Source organism: Rhodoferax sp. XS2R6 (assembly GCF_056521365.1).
The window spans coordinates 392,679-408,228 of record NZ_JBWMAY010000004.1; the positions used below are offsets into that span (position 1 = coordinate 392,679).

Annotated in this window: 14 protein-coding genes; 7 read left to right on the forward strand and 7 right to left on the reverse strand. The window is 63.0% G+C overall.

Annotation, left to right across the window (positions count from 1 at the left end; translation table 11 throughout):
• Positions 1 to 13 precede the first annotated feature (13 nt).
• The 5 genes from AC097A_RS15665 to gpmA all read right to left on the reverse strand — a co-directional run bounded on the left by AC097A_RS15665 (position 14) and on the right by gpmA (position 4,781).
• A complete protein-coding gene (locus AC097A_RS15665) occupies positions 14 to 850 on the reverse strand; it encodes a MinD/ParA family protein (RefSeq protein WP_105261069.1) in 837 nt (278 codons plus the stop codon).
• The gene (locus tag AC097A_RS15670; RefSeq protein WP_479621548.1) at positions 850 to 1,644 is read right to left on the reverse strand and encodes a GGDEF domain-containing protein; all 795 of its coding nucleotides are present in this window, start codon (positions 1,642 to 1,644) and stop codon (positions 850 to 852) included. The genes AC097A_RS15665 and AC097A_RS15670 overlap by 1 nt, the downstream gene beginning before the upstream one ends.
• Positions 1,645 to 1,746: 102 nt before the next feature.
• Positions 1,747 to 2,496, reverse strand: coding sequence for a HesA/MoeB/ThiF family protein (locus AC097A_RS15675; RefSeq protein ID WP_479621549.1), 750 nt, complete (start codon positions 2,494 to 2,496; stop codon positions 1,747 to 1,749).
• A 6-nt stretch (positions 2,497 to 2,502) separates the two neighbouring features.
• Positions 2,503 to 3,939 (reverse strand): S41 family peptidase, encoded by a 1,437-nt coding sequence (locus AC097A_RS15680; protein WP_479621550.1) that lies wholly within the window; start codon positions 3,937 to 3,939, stop codon positions 2,503 to 2,505.
• 98 nt (positions 3,940 to 4,037) lie between these two features.
• On the reverse strand, positions 4,038 to 4,781 hold the full coding sequence (gene gpmA / locus AC097A_RS15685) for a 2,3-diphosphoglycerate-dependent phosphoglycerate mutase (protein ID WP_105261066.1): 744 nt from the start codon (positions 4,779 to 4,781) through the stop codon (positions 4,038 to 4,040).
• Between the two features lie 105 nt (positions 4,782 to 4,886).
• On the opposite strand from gpmA, the gene AC097A_RS15690 reads away from it, so the two are divergent.
• The 4 genes from AC097A_RS15690 to AC097A_RS15705 all read left to right on the forward strand — a co-directional run bounded on the left by AC097A_RS15690 (position 4,887) and on the right by AC097A_RS15705 (position 7,202).
• Entirely contained in the window at positions 4,887 to 5,294 is a 408-nt protein-coding gene (locus AC097A_RS15690) for a rhodanese-like domain-containing protein (protein WP_479621551.1), read from the forward strand.
• A gap of 32 nt (positions 5,295 to 5,326) precedes the next feature.
• A complete protein-coding gene (gene grxC, locus AC097A_RS15695) occupies positions 5,327 to 5,590 on the forward strand; it encodes a glutaredoxin 3 (protein WP_479621552.1) in 264 nt (87 codons plus the stop codon).
• An 84-nt stretch (positions 5,591 to 5,674) separates the two neighbouring features.
• Positions 5,675 to 6,130: a protein-export chaperone SecB gene (secB, locus tag AC097A_RS15700; protein ID WP_105261063.1), complete on the forward strand. Its 456-nt coding sequence runs from the start codon at positions 5,675 to 5,677 to the stop codon at positions 6,128 to 6,130.
• A 55-nt stretch (positions 6,131 to 6,185) separates the two neighbouring features.
• Positions 6,186 to 7,202, forward strand: coding sequence for an NAD(P)H-dependent glycerol-3-phosphate dehydrogenase (locus AC097A_RS15705; RefSeq protein WP_479621553.1), 1,017 nt, complete (start codon positions 6,186 to 6,188; stop codon positions 7,200 to 7,202).
• On the opposite strand, the gene cphA is transcribed toward AC097A_RS15705, so the two are convergent.
• Together cphA and AC097A_RS15715 are read right to left on the reverse strand one after the other, a co-directional pair.
• Positions 7,199 to 9,769 carry a cyanophycin synthetase gene (gene cphA / locus AC097A_RS15710; RefSeq protein ID WP_479621554.1) on the reverse strand — a complete coding sequence of 857 codons (2,571 nt, stop codon included), beginning with the start codon at positions 9,767 to 9,769 and terminating at the stop codon, positions 7,199 to 7,201. The two genes, AC097A_RS15705 and cphA, sit on opposite strands and share 4 nt — an antisense overlap.
• A 7-nt stretch (positions 9,770 to 9,776) precedes the next feature.
• Entirely contained in the window at positions 9,777 to 11,951 is a 2,175-nt protein-coding gene (locus tag AC097A_RS15715; protein WP_479621555.1) for a cyanophycin synthetase, read from the reverse strand.
• Positions 11,952 to 12,100: 149 nt separating this feature from the next.
• Between AC097A_RS15715 and AC097A_RS15720 the strand changes: the two genes are divergently transcribed.
• From AC097A_RS15720 to AC097A_RS15730, 3 genes are all read left to right on the forward strand, one after another.
• Positions 12,101 to 14,365, forward strand: coding sequence for a cyanophycin metabolism-associated ABC transporter (locus AC097A_RS15720; RefSeq protein WP_479621556.1), 2,265 nt, complete (start codon positions 12,101 to 12,103; stop codon positions 14,363 to 14,365).
• A complete protein-coding gene (locus AC097A_RS15725; RefSeq protein ID WP_479621557.1) occupies positions 14,362 to 14,853 on the forward strand; it encodes a cyanophycin metabolism-associated DUF1854 family protein in 492 nt (163 codons plus the stop codon). Before AC097A_RS15720 ends, AC097A_RS15725 begins: the two co-directional genes overlap by 4 nt.
• Before the next feature lie 111 nt (positions 14,854 to 14,964).
• The gene (locus AC097A_RS15730; protein WP_479621558.1) at positions 14,965 to 15,543 is read left to right on the forward strand and encodes an SPOR domain-containing protein; all 579 of its coding nucleotides are present in this window, start codon (positions 14,965 to 14,967) and stop codon (positions 15,541 to 15,543) included.
• Positions 15,544 to 15,550: the final 7 nt, after the last annotated feature.

The following is a 15,550-nucleotide window of genomic DNA, read 5'->3' on the forward strand; positions in this document are numbered from 1 at the left end:
GGGACGGCAGCGCTCAGGCCGCGCGCGGCGCGACGGTCTCTTCGATTTTGATGGCCAGTTGGGCAATGGCCAGCGCAGCAGGGCAACCTGGCATGGTTTGCATCAGCAGCTGCCGGCGCATGATGGCCTGGCGTACCGACGGATCAACCGGAATGTCACCCATGTGCAGCAACTTCAGCGGCTTGCCGCTCTCGGTGGTGACAAAGCGGTCCAGCACCTGCTGTAGCTGGGTGGTGATGGCGCGGCCGTCACCCAGTCGGGCGGTCTGGTTGATCACCACGCGAATGCTGCTGCGTTTTTGCTGGCTGGCCAGCACCTTGATGGTGGCGTAGGCGTCGGTCAGCGATGTCGGCTCCGGCGTTGCGACCACCAGCACCTCGGAGGCCAGGGATACCGCAAATAGCACTACGTCAGAAATACCGGCGCCAGTGTCCAGCAGCACCACGTCGTAATGCGGCACCAGGCCGGACATGATGCGCAAGAAGTCGTCGCGCACCTCGGGTGTCAGGCGCGAGTATTCGACCATGCCCGAACCCGCCAACAGTACCGAAAAACCACCGGGTGCGCGGATGATTGCTTCTTCGAGTTTGGCCTTGCCGGTAAACACATCGTGCAAAGTGATCTTGGGGTACAGGTTCAGTACCACGTCCAGGTTGGCCAGGCCCAGGTCGGCGTCGAGCACCAGCACGCGGTGACCGCGTTTGGCCAGTGCTGCTGCCAGGTTGGCCGAAACAAAGGTCTTGCCCACGCCGCCTTTGCCACTGGTAACGGCCACCACTTTACCCAAAGGCTTGAGCGGCACACCGGTGCTGCCTTCAGCGGTTTCGGGAGGATTTAGCACGTCAGACATCAAAACACCCTCTGCATGGCGCCATTGCTATTCCCGCCCGACAGATCGGTGGGGGCGCTTTCGATCCAGGCGGGGTCGCCCAGCGACAAGTGACCGAACAAAAGGTTCTTTTCTTCGGCACTGACAAATACTTCTTGCTGCTGGTCCAGCAGCACGCGGTTGCGGCCTTCGGCCTTGGCGCGGTAGAGCTGCTGGTCAGCACGCTCGCTCCACAGGGCGGCTGTGGAGCGCACCCATTCGGGCGCAAATGCGCCACCGATGCTGATCGTGACCTGGATGGTCTGGCCCGGCGCAATTTGGATCGGCATGGTCTCAATGGCCTTGCGGATGCGCTCAGCCACGATGGAGCCATACGCCGTATGGCAGCTGGGCAGCATGACGGCGAATTCCTCACCACCCAGGCGCGCCACGGTGTCCATAGGCCGCACGCAGCCTTGCAGGGTTTTGGCAATGGCCTGCAGCACTTGGTCGCCGGCCTGATGGCCGTGCGTGTCATTCACACTCTTGAAGTGGTCAATGTCCAGCATCAGCATCAGCGCAGGTTCACCGGACCGCGCAACCACATCAATCGCACGGTCTACCACCTGGCGGAAGTGGCGGCGGTTGGCCAAGCCGGTTAAGGGGTCTTTGAGGGAGAGCTCGCACAAGCCGTCGATGATGGCTTGTAAGTGGGCGGTGGCCGAGGCGTCTGCGGGTGGCAAACTGAGGTTCAGGCCATGGTCGAGCAAGGCACGCGCATCGTCCAGCTGCAAATGCTGCAGATGGACCGATGAGGAAGGTGCGTGGATGGCCACAGGGTGCGTCAATGGGTTCGCAAAAGTGTATTCAAAGTCTAACAGGAAGCTTTGGGCCTGAAGGCAGAATTTGCCCGGTCTTGGCGCCCGATCTATGCGGCTTTAACGCTTTGCGCACACCGCGCAATGGGCGTGCCGGGGCAGGCGTACTTCAGTCCATTCCATCGCCCGGCCATCCAGCATCAGCAAACGCCCCGCCAGACTGGGGGGCAGACCCAGCAACAGCTTGAGCGCTTCTGCGGCTTGCATGGCGCCAACAATGCCGACCAGAGGCGCAAACACCCCCATGGTGGCGCACTGTGTTTCTGGTGGTGCATCGCCCGGCGGGAAAGCGCAGGCGTAACACGGTGAGTCATGCGCGCGCGGGTCAAAGACACTGATCTGGCCATCGAAGCGAATGGCGGCGCCGGACACCAGGGGTTTGCGGTGTGCCACACAGGCGGCGTTGACCGCCTGGCGCGTGTCGAAGTTGTCGCAACAGTCCAGTACCACATCGGCCTGCTGCACCCAGGCGGGCAGGGTGTCGGTGTTGGCTTCGCCCTGAATGGGGGTGACCCGTACCAAGGGATTGAGCCCCTGCAAGGTGATGGCCAGGGAATCCACTTTGGGCTGGCCCACGCGCGCTGTGGTGTGGGCGATTTGCCGTTGCAGGTTGGTAAGGTCGACGGTGTCGGGGTCGACCACCGTGATGTGGCCTACACCGGCGCAGGCCAAGTACATGGCAGCGGGAGAACCCAAACCACCGGCCCCAATGACCAAGGCATGGGCAGCGTTCAGCCGCTCCTGCCCTTCAATCCCAATCTCATCCAGAAGAATGTGCCGCGAGTAACGCAGCAGCGCGTCATCCTGCATGGCAGATCAGTTGTCCTTGCTTTCTTCCTTGCGCTCGGTCAGGGTCTTGCTCACCAGCACGGGTTTGCCTTTGAGCTGGTTCACGGCCTGTTGCAACTGGAAGTCCTTGTCCGAACCAAACTCGGGCGGGCGGCGTTCCGAGGCCGGTTTGCGGGACTCTTCTTCGAGGCGCTTCATGGCTTCTTCGCGTGCTTTTTCGCGCGCCGGGTCTTTTTTCTCTTCGCCCTGGCCGCTGGTCAGGTGTTTTTCTAGATCGGCTTCGCGCATGCGCAGGGCGGCGTAGGGGCTGCCTTCTTCGGTGTCGTCCAGCATCACATCGGGCACGATACCTTTGGCCTGGATGGACCGGCCACTAGGCGTGTAGTAACGCGAGGTGGTGATCTTCAGGCCAGTATCCGGGCCCAGGGGGCGGAAGGTTTGCACCGAGCCTTTGCCAAAGGTTTGGCTGCCCATGATGGTGGCGCGTTTGTGGTCCTGCAGGGCACCGGCCACGATTTCGCTGGCAGACGCCGATCCTTCATTCACCAGCACGATGAGCGGGATTTTCTTCAGGCTGGCGGGCAGGGACTTGATGGCGTCTGAGCCATCGCGGCCCATGTAGTCGCGTGCCGTGGCTTTGAGGATTTGTTTGCTTTCGGCGGTTTGCCCGTTGGTGGACACCACGGTCACGTTTTCGGGCAAAAAGGCCGCCGAGATGGCCACCGCTGCATTGAGCAAACCTCCGGGGTCGTTGCGCAAATCCAGCACCAGGCCTTTGAGCTTGGGGTCTTGTTTGTAGACCTCGTCGAGCTTGCGAGTGAAGTCATCGACCGTGCGTTCCTGGAACTGGCTGATGCGAATCCAGGCGTAACCAGGCTCAATCACTTTGCCGCGGACCGACTGTTGCTTGATTTCTTCACGCGTGATGGTCACCGGGAAGGTGCGGTTTTCGTCCTTGCGGAAGATGGTCAAGAACACCTTGGTGTTGGGCTCGCCGCGCATGCGTTTGACGGCGTCGTTGAGCGACAGGCCTTTGACAGCGGTGTCGTCAATCTTGGTGATCAGGTCATTGGTTTTGAGGCCGGCGCGGAAGGCGGGGGAGCCTTCGATGGGGGACACGATCTTGACCAGGCCGTCTTCCTGGGTGATCTCGATACCCACACCGACGAATTTGCCCGACGTACCTTCGCGGAATTCCTTGAAGGACTTTTTGTCAAAGTACTGGGAATGGGGGTCCAGGCTGGCCACCATGCCAGCGATGGCGTCGGTGATGAGTTTTTTCTCGTCCACCGGCTCGACGTAGTCACTCTTGACCATGCCAAACACCGCGGCGAGTTGCTGCAGCTCTTCCAGAGGCAAGGGGGTCAGGGTGTTGCGCGCTACGGTTTGCAGCGACACGGTGGTTAGTGCCCCGGCCAGTGCGCCCAATGCAATCCAGCCGGTAATTTTCAGTTTGTGACCCATATGTATTCCTGTGCCGCACCAATATACACCTTGGAGGTCACTCTTTCGCCCCGGTTCCCCAGCAGCCCCACTATTTCAGTGGGGCTGGTCTAGCCAGCTCAGGCCTTGCCTTGGGAGGCTACGGCTGCTGCAGCCTTGGCGGCGGCCTCGGCGTCACCCAGGTAGTAGTGGCGGATCGGTTTAAGGTTGGCGTCCAGTTCGTACACCAGCGGAATGCCGTTGGGGATGTTCACACCCACGATGTCGTCATCGGAAATGTTGTCCAGGTACTTGATAAGTGCACGGATGGAGTTGCCGTGCGCGGCCACGACGATACGTTTGCCAGCCAGGATGGCGGGCGCCATGGCTTCATTCCAGAACGGCAGCACGCGGGCCACAGTGTCTTTGAGGCACTCGGTCAGAGGAATCTGGTCGGCCTGCAGCTTGGCATAACGGATGTCCGAACGTTCACTGCGTGGGTCGGTGGCTTCCAGCGCGGGTGGCGGGGTGTCGTAGCTGCGGCGCCAGACCAGCACCTGGTCATCGCCGTATTGTTTGGCAGTTTCGCCCTTGTTCAGGCCCTGCAGGGCGCCATAGTGGCGTTCGTTCAGGCGCCAGCTGTGCACCACGGGCAGCCAGGTGCGGTCCATCTCGTCCAGCGTGTGCCACAGGGTGCGGGTGGCGCGTTTGAGCACGCTGGTATAGGCCACGTCGAACTCGTAGCCGTCGGCCTTGAGCAGCTTGCCGGCGGTTTTGGCCTGTTCCACACCCAGGGGGGTCAGGTCCACATCGGTCCAGCCGGTGAAGCGGTTTTCAAGGTTCCAGGTGGATTCGCCGTGGCGTACGAGAACGAGTTTGTACATGGTATGGGTCACAAAGCAGTGGGGGGACCGGGCAGGGTGCCCGGCGGCGTACAGCTCGCCATTCTAAAATGCCGGGTTAGTGTGAAGTAACCAACAAGGAACAAAGTGAAATTTATTATCGACAACTGGATGCTGATCTCGATTGCCCTGGCATCTGGCGCGCTGCTGCTGTGGCCCGTGTTGCAAGGTGCCACGGCTGTGGGCATTGCCCCGAATGCGGCCGTGCAACTGATCAACCGCGAGAAGGCGGTGGTGGTGGATGTGTCCCAGCCCGAAGAGTTTGCACAGGGCCACATCGTGGGTTCCAAGAACATTCCCTTGGCCGATCTGGAGGCCAAATTGCCCGGGGTGGTGAAAAACAAGGCCTTGCCCGTGGTGCTGGTGTGCCAGACCGGCGCCCGTTCGGGCCGCGCGGTGGCCACCGCCAAAAAACTGGGTTACGAGCAGGCCCAATCGCTGGCCGGCGGGCTGAAAGCCTGGAAAGCCGCTAACCTTCCGGTCGACAAGGCCTGAACCAGGCCTGTTGAACCCAAGGTAAGAAGACCATGCAAGCCGTCAAGATGTACACCACCGCCGTCTGCCCCTACTGTGTGCAGGCCAAGCGGATTCTCAAGTCCAAAGGCGTCGAGGCCATCGAGGAAATCAGGGTCGATGCCCAGCCCGAAGAGCGCATGAAAATGATGGAAATCACCGGCCGGCGCACCGTGCCGCAGATTTTTATCGGCGACACCCACGTGGGCGGATGTGACGACCTGATGGCGCTGGACAGCCGGGGCGGCTTGCTTCCCTTGTTGGGCGCAGCGGCCTGACATAATTCTGCCCAGCGAATTTTGTTTTCGTAGCCCGTCGGTGTTGTGCCGGCGGGCTTCTGTTTATCTAGAGAGACTATTGCCATGGCTGACCAAGATCCCGTATTCCAGATTCAACGCGTGTACCTGAAGGAAGCGTCGCTGGAGCAACCCAATTCCCCCGCTATCCTGCTGCAGCAAGAGCAGCCTTCGGTGGACATCCAGCTCGGCGTGGAAGCCGCCCCCGTAGCCGAGGGTGTGTATGAAGTCTGCGTGACCGCCACGGTCACCACCAAGATCGAAGACAAAACCGTGTTTCTGGTGGAAGCCAAGCAAGCCGGTATTTTTGAAATTCGCAACCTGCCCCAGGAGCAGTTGGGCCAGATCATGGGCATCGCCTGCCCACAAATCGTCTACCCCTACCTGCGTGGCAACGTGGCCGACCTGATTCAGCGCGGTGGCTTCCCGCCCGTGCACCTGTCGGAAATCAACTTCCAGGCCATGTACGAGCAGCAACAGATGGACGCAGCCGGCGCCCCTGCCGGAACACTGCCCCAGTAAGCGTGCTTAGGGGCCATTTTGGCCTCTAGCCCGTATGGATATTGCGCAAGCAGCTATGAATATCATAGTGTTAGGGGCCGGTGCCTGGGGTACAGCCCTGGCCATCAGCGCCGCACGCGCGCCGCAGGCCGGCCGCACGGTCACCCTGTGGGCACGTGATGCGGCCCTGGTGGCCACCATGGCGGCGCGGCGCGAGAACACGCGTTACCTGCCAGCGCAGGCGCTGCCTCCCTCCCTGCAATTGAGCGACCAGCCCTTGGCGTCGCTGTTGGTGGCGGTCCAGCCCTCCGATCTGGTGGTGGTGGCGACGCCCATGGCCGCCCTGCGTGGGATGCTGACGCAGCTGCAGGGCGTGTCTGCGCCTGTGGCCTGGCTGTGCAAGGGGTTTGAGTCGTCGGTGCAGGGCGCCCATGGCCTGCTGGGTCATGAGGTGCAGGCGCAGGCCGCACCTCAGTTGCTGGCCGGGGTGCTGAGCGGCCCCAGTTTTGCGCAAGAGGTGGCGGCAGGCCAACCCACGGCGCTGGTGGCTGCCAGTGCGCATGCCGCTGTGCGCGACGCGCTGGTGGCGGCTTTCCACGGCAGTTCCCTGCGGGTCTATGCGAATGATGACGTGGTGGGGGTGGAAGTGGGCGGCGCCGTGAAAAACGTGCTGGCCATTGCCACCGGTCTGTGTGACGGTTTGCAGCTGGGTTTGAATGCCCGCGCGGCCCTGGTGACGCGCGGCTTGGCCGAAATTACCCGCCTGGGCCTGGCTTTGGGTGCCAAACCCGAGACGTTTATGGGCCTGAGCGGTCTGGGCGACCTAGTGCTCACAGCGACTGGTGATTTGTCCCGCAACCGCAAGGTGGGCCTGGCACTGGCGCAGGGGCAGACACTGGCCCAAGCGGTGCAGGCCCTGGGCCATGTGGCCGAGGGTGTGTACAGCGCACGCACCGTGTTGCAGCGCGCCCAGCACCTGGGCGTGCCCATGCCCATTACCCAGGGGGTGGTGGATTTGCTGGACGGCCGGCTGCTGCCGGCCCAGGCGGTCATGGCCCTGATGGGCCGCGAACCGACCGCCGAAGGCGCCTAGCCTTTTTGCACCTTGGCCGCGATGTGGGCCAGGGCTTCTTCCACCTGGTCCACCAGCACCAGGCACAACTCGCCGGGTTGCAGTTTGTCCAGCGCGGTGTCAATGGCCAGGAACTCGCCAAACACCTCCGAGCGGCTGACCGCACGCTTGGCGTTGGCCAGGCCCTCGCGCAGCAGGGCGATCACTTCGCCATCGTTGCGGCCGCGCTGGCACTGGTCCTCAAACATCACCACCTCGTCAAAGGCATTGCCCAGGATTTCGGTTTGTTGGCGGATGTCCTGGTCGCGCCGATCGCCCGCACCGCTGATGACTACCGAGCGGCGTGTGGCCGGCATGGCCTCCACCGCCTGTACCAGCGCCAGCATGGCGTCGGGGTTGTGGCCGTAGTCGGCAATCACGGTGGCACCGCGGTAGGTGAACAGGTTGAAACGGCCTTGTGCGTTGTCGCTGTCGTTGGAGAAATTGGCCAGGCCCTTGCGGATGCTGGCCCAGTCCTGGCCCAGCGCCCAAGCCGCGGCCACACTGGCCATCACGTTTTCGACCTGGAAGCCAATCGCGCCACCCAGGGTCACCGGCACATCGGCCAGCGGGATGGATTGCAGCATCTCGCCCTTGGCCGCGATCAGGTGGCCGCCTTCGACAAACACCACCGCGTGGCCTTGCGCACGGTGGGTGGCCATCACGGGGTGGTTGCGGTCGGTTGCAAAAAAGGTGACGGCCCCTTTGCACTTGGCCGCCATGGCCGCCACGATGGGGTCGGCCGCGTTGAGCACGGCGGTGCCGGTGGTGGCCACGTTTTGCACAATCACGCGCTTGAGCACCGCCAATTCGTTCACCGTGGTGATGTAGTTCAGGCCCAGGTGGTCGCCGCTGCCCACGTTGGTCACCACCGCCACATCGCAGCGGTCAAACGCCAGGCCTTCGCGCAGCACGCCGCCACGTGCGGTTTCCAGCACAGCGGCATCGGTGTCGGGGTGCAGCAGCACACTGCGTGCGCTCTTCGGGCCGCTGCAGTCGCCGGTGTCAATGCACTCGCCGTTGACGTACACACCGTCGGTATTGGTCATGCCCACACGCAGGCCGCTTTGCGTCAGCAGGTGCGAGATCAGGCGCACCGTAGTGGTTTTGCCGTTGGTGCCGGTCACCGCCACGATGGGAATGCGGCCGTTCTGCCCTTTTTTGAACATGCTGGAGATGATGGCTTCGCCCACCGCCCGGCCCTTGCCAAACGAGGGTGACAAGTGCATGCGCAGGCCCGGGGCCGCGTTCACCTCCACCACGCCACCGCCTTGTTCTTCCAGCGGTTGCAGGATGCTGTCGCTCACCACGTCCACGCCACAAATGTCCAGGCCCACCATATGGGCGGCGGCAATGGCACGCGCCGCCACTTCGGGGTGCACATCGTCCGTCACATCGGTGGCGGAGCCGCCGGTGGACAGGTTGGCGTTGTTACGCAGGTTGACCCGCTGGCCCTTGTCGGGCACCGAGTCGGCGGTCAGGCCTTGTGTAGCCAGGCAGGCGTGGGCAATGTCGTCAAAGCGGATCTTGGTGAGCGAGGTGGCATGGCCCGAACCTCGGCGTGGGTCTAGGTTGACCTGCTCGACCAGTTGGGCAATGGTGTGCACACCGTCGCCCACCACCTTGGGCGGGTCGCGGCGGGCCGCAGCCACCAGCTTGTCGCCAATCACCAGCAAGCGGAAGTCGTTGCCTGGCATAAAACGCTCGACCAGGATGTCGTCGCGGAACTCACGTGCTGTGAGGTAGGCCTTGCGTAGCTGGGCTTCGGTGGTGATGTTCACCGTCACGCCCTTGCCCTGGTTGCCGTCGTTGGGTTTGACCACCACGGGCAGGCCAATCTCTTGCGCAGCGGCCCAGGCGTCGTCGGCATCGGTCACCGCACGGCCCCCGGGTACCGGCACACCGGCGGCGGCCAGCAGTTTTTTGGTCAACTCTTTGTCTTGCGCAATCGCTTCGGCAATGGCACTGGTGGCGTCCATTTCGGCGGCCTGGATGCGGCGCTGTTTGCTGCCCCAGCCCAGGCGCACCATGCTGCCTTCGGTCATGCGGCTGTAGGGAATGCCGCGCGCCACGGCGGCGTCCACAATGGAGCCGGTGCTGGGCCCCAGGCGCACGTCTTCGTCGAGTTCACGCAGCTGGTCCAGTGCGGCGGGCAGGTCAAAGGGGGTGTCGTTCAGGGCGGCCTGGCACAACTGCTGCGCCAGTTCCAGCGCCAGCTTGCCCACCTCTTCTTCGCTGTACTCCACCACCACCTGGAACACATGCGGCTCCACCGTGGGTGTGGTGCAGCTGAAGGTGACCGGGCAACCGGCCTGGGCTTGCAGGCCCAGTGTGGCCAGTTCCAGCACCCGTGCCATCGACACCTGGTCGTCATGGCCGGTGGCCTGGAAGGGGCTGATCTCGGGGAAACGCGCGCGCAGGCGGGGTTCAAACCCGACTAGCGAGGCAATGCTGCACTCGTCAGCGCTGCACTCCACCACGGTCTGGATGGCCGTGTGGTGGGTCCACAAATTGGGGCCGCGCAGGGCGCGGATGCGGTTCACTTGCATGGAGGGCTCAGTAAGGAGTTTTCTTGGGATTGGAGTCGAAGGTGCGCAGGCCGGCTGCAATCAGTTCAACAGGAATGTTCAGCGCCCAGGCGGCAGCCACCGCAGCCATCACCAGCTCGGGTTGGGCCGCCTTGACGGGGTTCAGGGTGTGCAGTGGCAGCAGGGCGATTTCTTCGGTCTTGTGGGCCAGCACCACTTCGCCCTGGCGCACAAACACCACTTTTTCGCCTGCGGCCCGGTGCGACACCAGGGTTGGGTGTTGGGCATCGGGGGCATAAAAAATTACCTGGCCATCACACAGCTCGGCCAGTTCCACCACCTGCGGGTCGGTCGCGTTGAGCACGGCGGTGCCGCTGGGCAGCACCACGTCCACCTGGGTGCGTGCGACCTTGAAAGTTTGCTCGGCGTCCAGGATGTCGAAGTCGCGCAGGGATTCGGTCCAACCCACGTTGGTCACCACGCCCACGGCGCAGCGGTCGTAGGCCAAGCCTTCGCCCAGAATCATGGCGCTGCTGTTTTCAAACACCGCGGCTTGCACGGATCGGTTGATCAGCAGGCGCTGGCTGGGTTCCCAGTGGGCGCAGTCGGTGGTCACCACGCGGCGGCCATCCAGGTACAGGCCTTCGCTGCAGGCCAGGCCCACATGGCGGCCGCTGATGTGGACCAGCCAGGCCACCAGCCGCGCCAGGCGGCCGGTGTTTTGGGTGCCGGTGATGCCAATGACGGGAATACGTCCATCGGCCTGCGGGTCAAACAGGTGCTCCACGATGGCGCGGCCCACGGGGCGGCCTTCGCCGTTGGCGGGTTTGATGTGGGCCAGCAGGCCGGGGCTGGCGTTCACCTCAATCACGGCGCCGCGCTGGCTCTTCATGGGTTTGCTGATGTCTTCCATCACCATGTCGATGCCCGCAATGTCCAGGCCCACCACGCGGGCGGCGAGGGCAGCGGTGGCGGCCACGCTGGGGTGCATCTGGTCGGTCACGTCCCAGGCCACGTTGCCGTTGCGCTGGATCAGCACCTTCCGGTCTTTGGCGGGCACGGAGTCTGCTGCCAGCCCGGCACGCGCCAACTCCAGCGCCACTTCGGGGTTGTCTGCCAGCTCAATGCGATTCAAGGGGGCATCTTCGCCCGTGCCGCGGCGCGGGTCGGTGTTCAGTTGCTGGTCGACCAGCGTGGCCACGCTGGATACACCATCACCTACCACCCAGGCCGATTCACCGCGCGCCGCCGCCACCACACGTTTGCCCACCACCAGCAGGCGGTGTTCATTGCCCGGGATGAACTTTTCCACGATCACGCTGCCGCCACTTTGTTCTTTGGCCACCTGGAAGGCGGTCTCCACACTGGCCTGGTCCATCAACTCCAGCGACACACCGCGCCCATGGTTGCCGTCATACGGCTTGATGGCGACGGGCATTCCGATGTCTTGTGCAGCCTCCCAGGCCGCTTCGGGGGAGTTGACCAGGGTGCCTTCGGGTACCGGTACACCGCACGCCTTGAGCAGGCTCTTGGTCAGGTCTTTGTCGCTGGCGATTTCTTCGGCAATCGCGCTGGTCTGGTCGGTCTCGGCGGTCCAGATACGGCGCTGCGCATTGCCATAACCCAGTTGCACCAGGTTGCCTTCGGTCAGGCGAATGTGGGGGATGCTGCGGGCGGTGGCCGCGTCCACGATGTTGGAGGTGCTGGGTCCCAGGCACAACGCATCGACCATGTCGCGCAAACTGGTGATTTCGCCCGCCAGGTCGAAGGGGGTGTCATTGATGGCCGCCACCACCAGGTCACGCGCCACCACCAGGGCCTTGCGGCCAATCTGCTCTTGCCGGGTGCGAAACGCCACCTTGTAAACGCCGGGTTTGGAGGTCTGGCGGGCCTTGCCAAAGCTGGTTTGCATGCCGGACAGGTTCTGGATTTCCAGGGTCACATGCTCCACGATGTGGGCTGCCCAGGTGCCTTCCTGCAGGCGCTGCAGAAAACCACCGCGCACGCCGGGGCTGCATTTGTGCTCAACCAGCCCCGGTAGCCAGATGGTCAGACGTTCGTAGAAGCCGGGCAGGGTGTTGGAGGGGTGGTCCTCCAAGCTGCCGATGTCCAGCCAAGCCTCGATGACAGGGCGATACGTCCAGATATTGGGGCCGCGCAGGTAGGTGACCCGGAGAATGTCGATGGTTTTCTTGGCTGTCATGGCTGTGTGAGAAGGGGCGGTGCACCATTGTGACGCGGCGCGCGTTATGTATTTTCGCTCAGCCCCCGTGTTGTGTAACGGATTTGTCCTTGGCGCCTTGGCGCGCAGATGACGCAAAATCCCGAGTTAAACCTTTTCCCTTGAAGTAGATGACCCCTGACGCCCTTGCTGTTTCTGTGCTGCCCGGAGAGCTTGCTCCGCAATGGCGGGCCCCTGTGCAGCAGCAGCTGCACCCCCAAGAGAACGTATTGGCCTCGCTGGAGGTTGACCTTGACACCCAGTTGCGCTTCGTCAAAGGCCTGGTGTTGGTCACCAGCCGGCGCCTGCTGAGCCGGGCGGGGCCGGAAGCGCCCTGGCAGTCCTGGGACCTGCAGGCCGGCCAAACCCTGCAACACCACGACCACGCCGGGGTGGGGCACCTGGATTTCATGGACGCCACCGGCCTGCGCGGTACATGGCGCTTCACGCTGGGCCAAAACCTGCATGCCCTGCGCCTGGTAGACCAGTTTCAGGCCCAGCTGGAGAGCACCGTGTCGGGCCGCCCGCTGGCGCAGGCACTTACACAGGTCTGCCCCAGCTGCAAGGCCCCGCTGGAGGCGGACCAGGAGGAATGCCCGGTCTGCACCAAGGTGGTCCACACCCCGCCCAGCACCTGGACGCTGTTTCGCCTGTGGCGTTTTGCCCAGCCCTACCGCGGGCAGCTGTTGCTGGGCTTTGTGCTCACCCTGTTGGGCACGGCCGCCAACCTGGTGCCGCCTTACCTGACCATGCCCATCATGGACAACGTGCTCATTCCGTTCCAGAACGGGCAGCAGATCGACCCCATGCTGGTGACCTTGTATATGTCGGGGCTGCTGGGCTCGGCCGTGGCGGCCTGGGTGCTGAGCTGGGCCAAGACCTACATCCTGGCGCTGGTGTCCGAGCGTATTGGTGCGGACCTGCGCACCACCACCTACGAACACCTGCTGCGCCTTTCGCTGGAGTACTTTGGCGGCAAGCGCACGGGCGACTTGATGTCACGCATCGGCAGCGAGAGTGATCGTATTTGTGTGTTCCTGTCTCTGCACCTGCTGGACTTCGCCACCGACGTGATCATGCTGACCATGACCGCGATCATCCTGTTCTCCATCAACCCCTGGCTGGCACTGGTCACCCTGGTGCCATTGCCCTTTATTGCCTGGATGATCCACTTTGTGCGCGACCGCCTGCGCACAGGTTTTGAGAAGATTGACCGCGTCTGGGGCGAGGTGACCAACGTGTTGGCCGACACCATTCCGGGTGTGCGGGTGGTGAAGGCTTTTGCGCAAGAGAAGCGTGAGGCTGCACGCTTTCGTGAGGCTAATAAACACAACCTCGCGGTGAACGACCGCATCAACAAAATTTGGTCCCTGTTCTCGCCCAGCGTGTCGTTTTTGACCGAACTGGGCCTTCTGGTGGTCTGGGCGTTTGGTATCTGGCAGGTGTCTAAGGGCGATATCACCGTGGGCGTGCTCACGGCCTTTATTGCCTATATCAGCCGTTTCTACGGCCGACTCGATTCCATGAGCCGCATCGTGTCGGTCACCCAGAAATCGGCCTCGGCTGCCAAGCGCATTTTTGACATCCTGGACCACGTCTCCAGCGTGCCAGAGCCCGTAAACCCGGTACCCATGGGCCAGGTGCAGGGCCGCATTGAGGTGCGTGATGTGGGGTTTCGTTATGGCAACCGCGAGGTAAACCGCGGCATCAACCTGAAGATTGCACCCGGCGAAATGATTGGCCTGGTGGGCCACAGCGGCTCCGGCAAAAGCACGCTGGTGAATCTGATTTGCCGTTTTTACGATGTGTCTGAAGGCGCGATTCTGGTGGACGGTGTGGACATCCGCTCGTTTGCCATTTCGGACTACCGCCAGAACATTGGCCTGGTGCTGCAGGAACCATTTTTGTTTTTCGGCACCATTGCCGACAACATCGCCTATGGCAAGCCCGATGCGACCCGCGCGCAGATCATTGCTGCCGCGCGTGCGGCCCATGCGCACGAGTTCATCCTGCGCCTGCCGCAGGGCTACGACTCCATGGTGGGTGAGCGCGGCCAGGGCCTGTCCGGTGGGGAGCGCCAGCGTATTTCGATTGCACGCGCGCTGCTGATCGACCCGCGCATCCTGATCCTGGACGAAGCCACCTCGTCGGTGGACTCGGAGACCGAGAAAGAGATTCAGAAAGCACTGGAAAACCTGGTGCAAGGCCGCACCACCATCGCCATTGCGCACCGCCTTTCCACGCTGCACCGGGCCGACCGCCTGGTGGTGCTGGACCGCGGACGGGTGGTGGAAGAGGGCACCCACGACGTGCTGATGGCGGCCGAGGGCGCCTACTACAACCTCTACCAAGCCCAGGCACGCAACAACACTATGCTTGAGGAGTCCGCCGCATGAGCGCCCTGCAAACCGTGACGGCCAGCCGTTTCACGCTGGAACGAACCGCTTTTGGCAAACTGGTGCTGACCAATGAGGCCGGTGAGCGTTTTGAAGGCGTGGTGCCGGTGCGCGCGTTTCCCATCCAGTCGCCCGAAGACGGCATTTCGCTGGTGAGTACCGATGGCAAGGAAGTGGCCTGGGTGGACCTGCTGGCCGATGTGCCGCAGCCTGCGCAGGACCTGATCCGCGCCGAGCTGACCACACGTGAGTTCATGCCGGTGATTACGCGCATTGTGTCGGTCACCAGTTACTCCACGCCCTGCACCTGGGCCGTGCAGACTGACCGCGGCGACACCGATTTCGTGCTGCGGGGCGACGAGGACATTCGCCGCATTGGCAAGGACAACGGCCTGCTGATTGCCGATGCCCATGGCATCCAGTATTTGGTGCGCGACCAGTTTGCGCTGGACGCCCACAGCAAGAAAATCCTGGACCGCTTCCTGTAGGGTGTTGTTTCCAGGTCAGTGTGCACTCGCACCGGCCTGGGCTTGCGGTACATTTTGGGGCTGACGCCAGCGCACCTGTACGCTGCAGCCTTACCCAGAAAGCACCGCCCCATGTCCATTCTGTTGAGTTCTTCGCGCCGCACCCGCATGGTTCGCAGCGGCCAGATCGCCAGCACGGCGATGGTTTGTGCACTGCTGCTGTCGGGCTGTGCCATCTGGCCCAAGGCGCTGACCTTCTGGGGCAACAACGAGCCTGCATCTGCCGACATAGCTACCCCACCCACCGCGACAGCACCCGCCGCCCCCGCAGCGGCCGAGCCCGCGCCGGTGGCAACCAGCAGCGCAGTGGCCGAACCGGCCAAGCCTGAAGTCGCGCCCATGGCCAGCCTGCCACCCGAACCCAAACCGGTGGCTGCCCCAGCAGCACCAGCCAAGCCGGCCGGTCCGGTGAAGATGGAGACGGGTTACTACATCAATGTGGGCTTGTTTGCCGTGCCTTCGAATGCAAGCAATGCATTTCAGAAACTCGAAAAAGCAGGCATGCCCGCTTACACCGAGCTGCTGGAAACCAATGTCGGCAAGCTCACGCGTGTGCGTGTAGGCGGATTTGCCACCAAGGCCAAGGCCGACGCTGCAGCCAAGCAAATCCGCGGCATGCAGCTCGAAGCCATCGTCTTCCGCCATAAATAAACACCCC

Coding starts and splice junctions, on each gene's coding strand:
- gpmA (WP_105261066.1), bottom strand. CDS start 4,781: ATGTACAAACTCGTTCTCGTACGCCACGGCGAATCCACCTGGAACCTT.
- grxC (WP_479621552.1), top strand. CDS start 5,327: ATGCAAGCCGTCAAGATGTACACCACCGCCGTCTGCCCCTACTGTGTG.
- cphA (WP_479621554.1), bottom strand. CDS start 9,769: ATGCAAGTGAACCGCATCCGCGCCCTGCGCGGCCCCAATTTGTGGACC.
- AC097A_RS15675 (WP_479621549.1), bottom strand. CDS start 2,496: ATGCAGGATGACGCGCTGCTGCGTTACTCGCGGCACATTCTTCTGGAT.
- AC097A_RS15730 (WP_479621558.1), top strand. CDS start 14,965: ATGTCCATTCTGTTGAGTTCTTCGCGCCGCACCCGCATGGTTCGCAGC.
- AC097A_RS15715 (WP_479621555.1), bottom strand. CDS start 11,951: ATGACAGCCAAGAAAACCATCGACATTCTCCGGGTCACCTACCTGCGC.
- secB (WP_105261063.1), top strand. CDS start 5,675: ATGGCTGACCAAGATCCCGTATTCCAGATTCAACGCGTGTACCTGAAG.
- AC097A_RS15665 (WP_105261069.1), bottom strand. CDS start 850: ATGTCTGACGTGCTAAATCCTCCCGAAACCGCTGAAGGCAGCACCGGT.
- AC097A_RS15705 (WP_479621553.1), top strand. CDS start 6,186: ATGAATATCATAGTGTTAGGGGCCGGTGCCTGGGGTACAGCCCTGGCC.
- AC097A_RS15680 (WP_479621550.1), bottom strand. CDS start 3,939: ATGGGTCACAAACTGAAAATTACCGGCTGGATTGCATTGGGCGCACTG.
- AC097A_RS15725 (WP_479621557.1), top strand. CDS start 14,362: ATGAGCGCCCTGCAAACCGTGACGGCCAGCCGTTTCACGCTGGAACGA.
- AC097A_RS15720 (WP_479621556.1), top strand. CDS start 12,101: ATGACCCCTGACGCCCTTGCTGTTTCTGTGCTGCCCGGAGAGCTTGCT.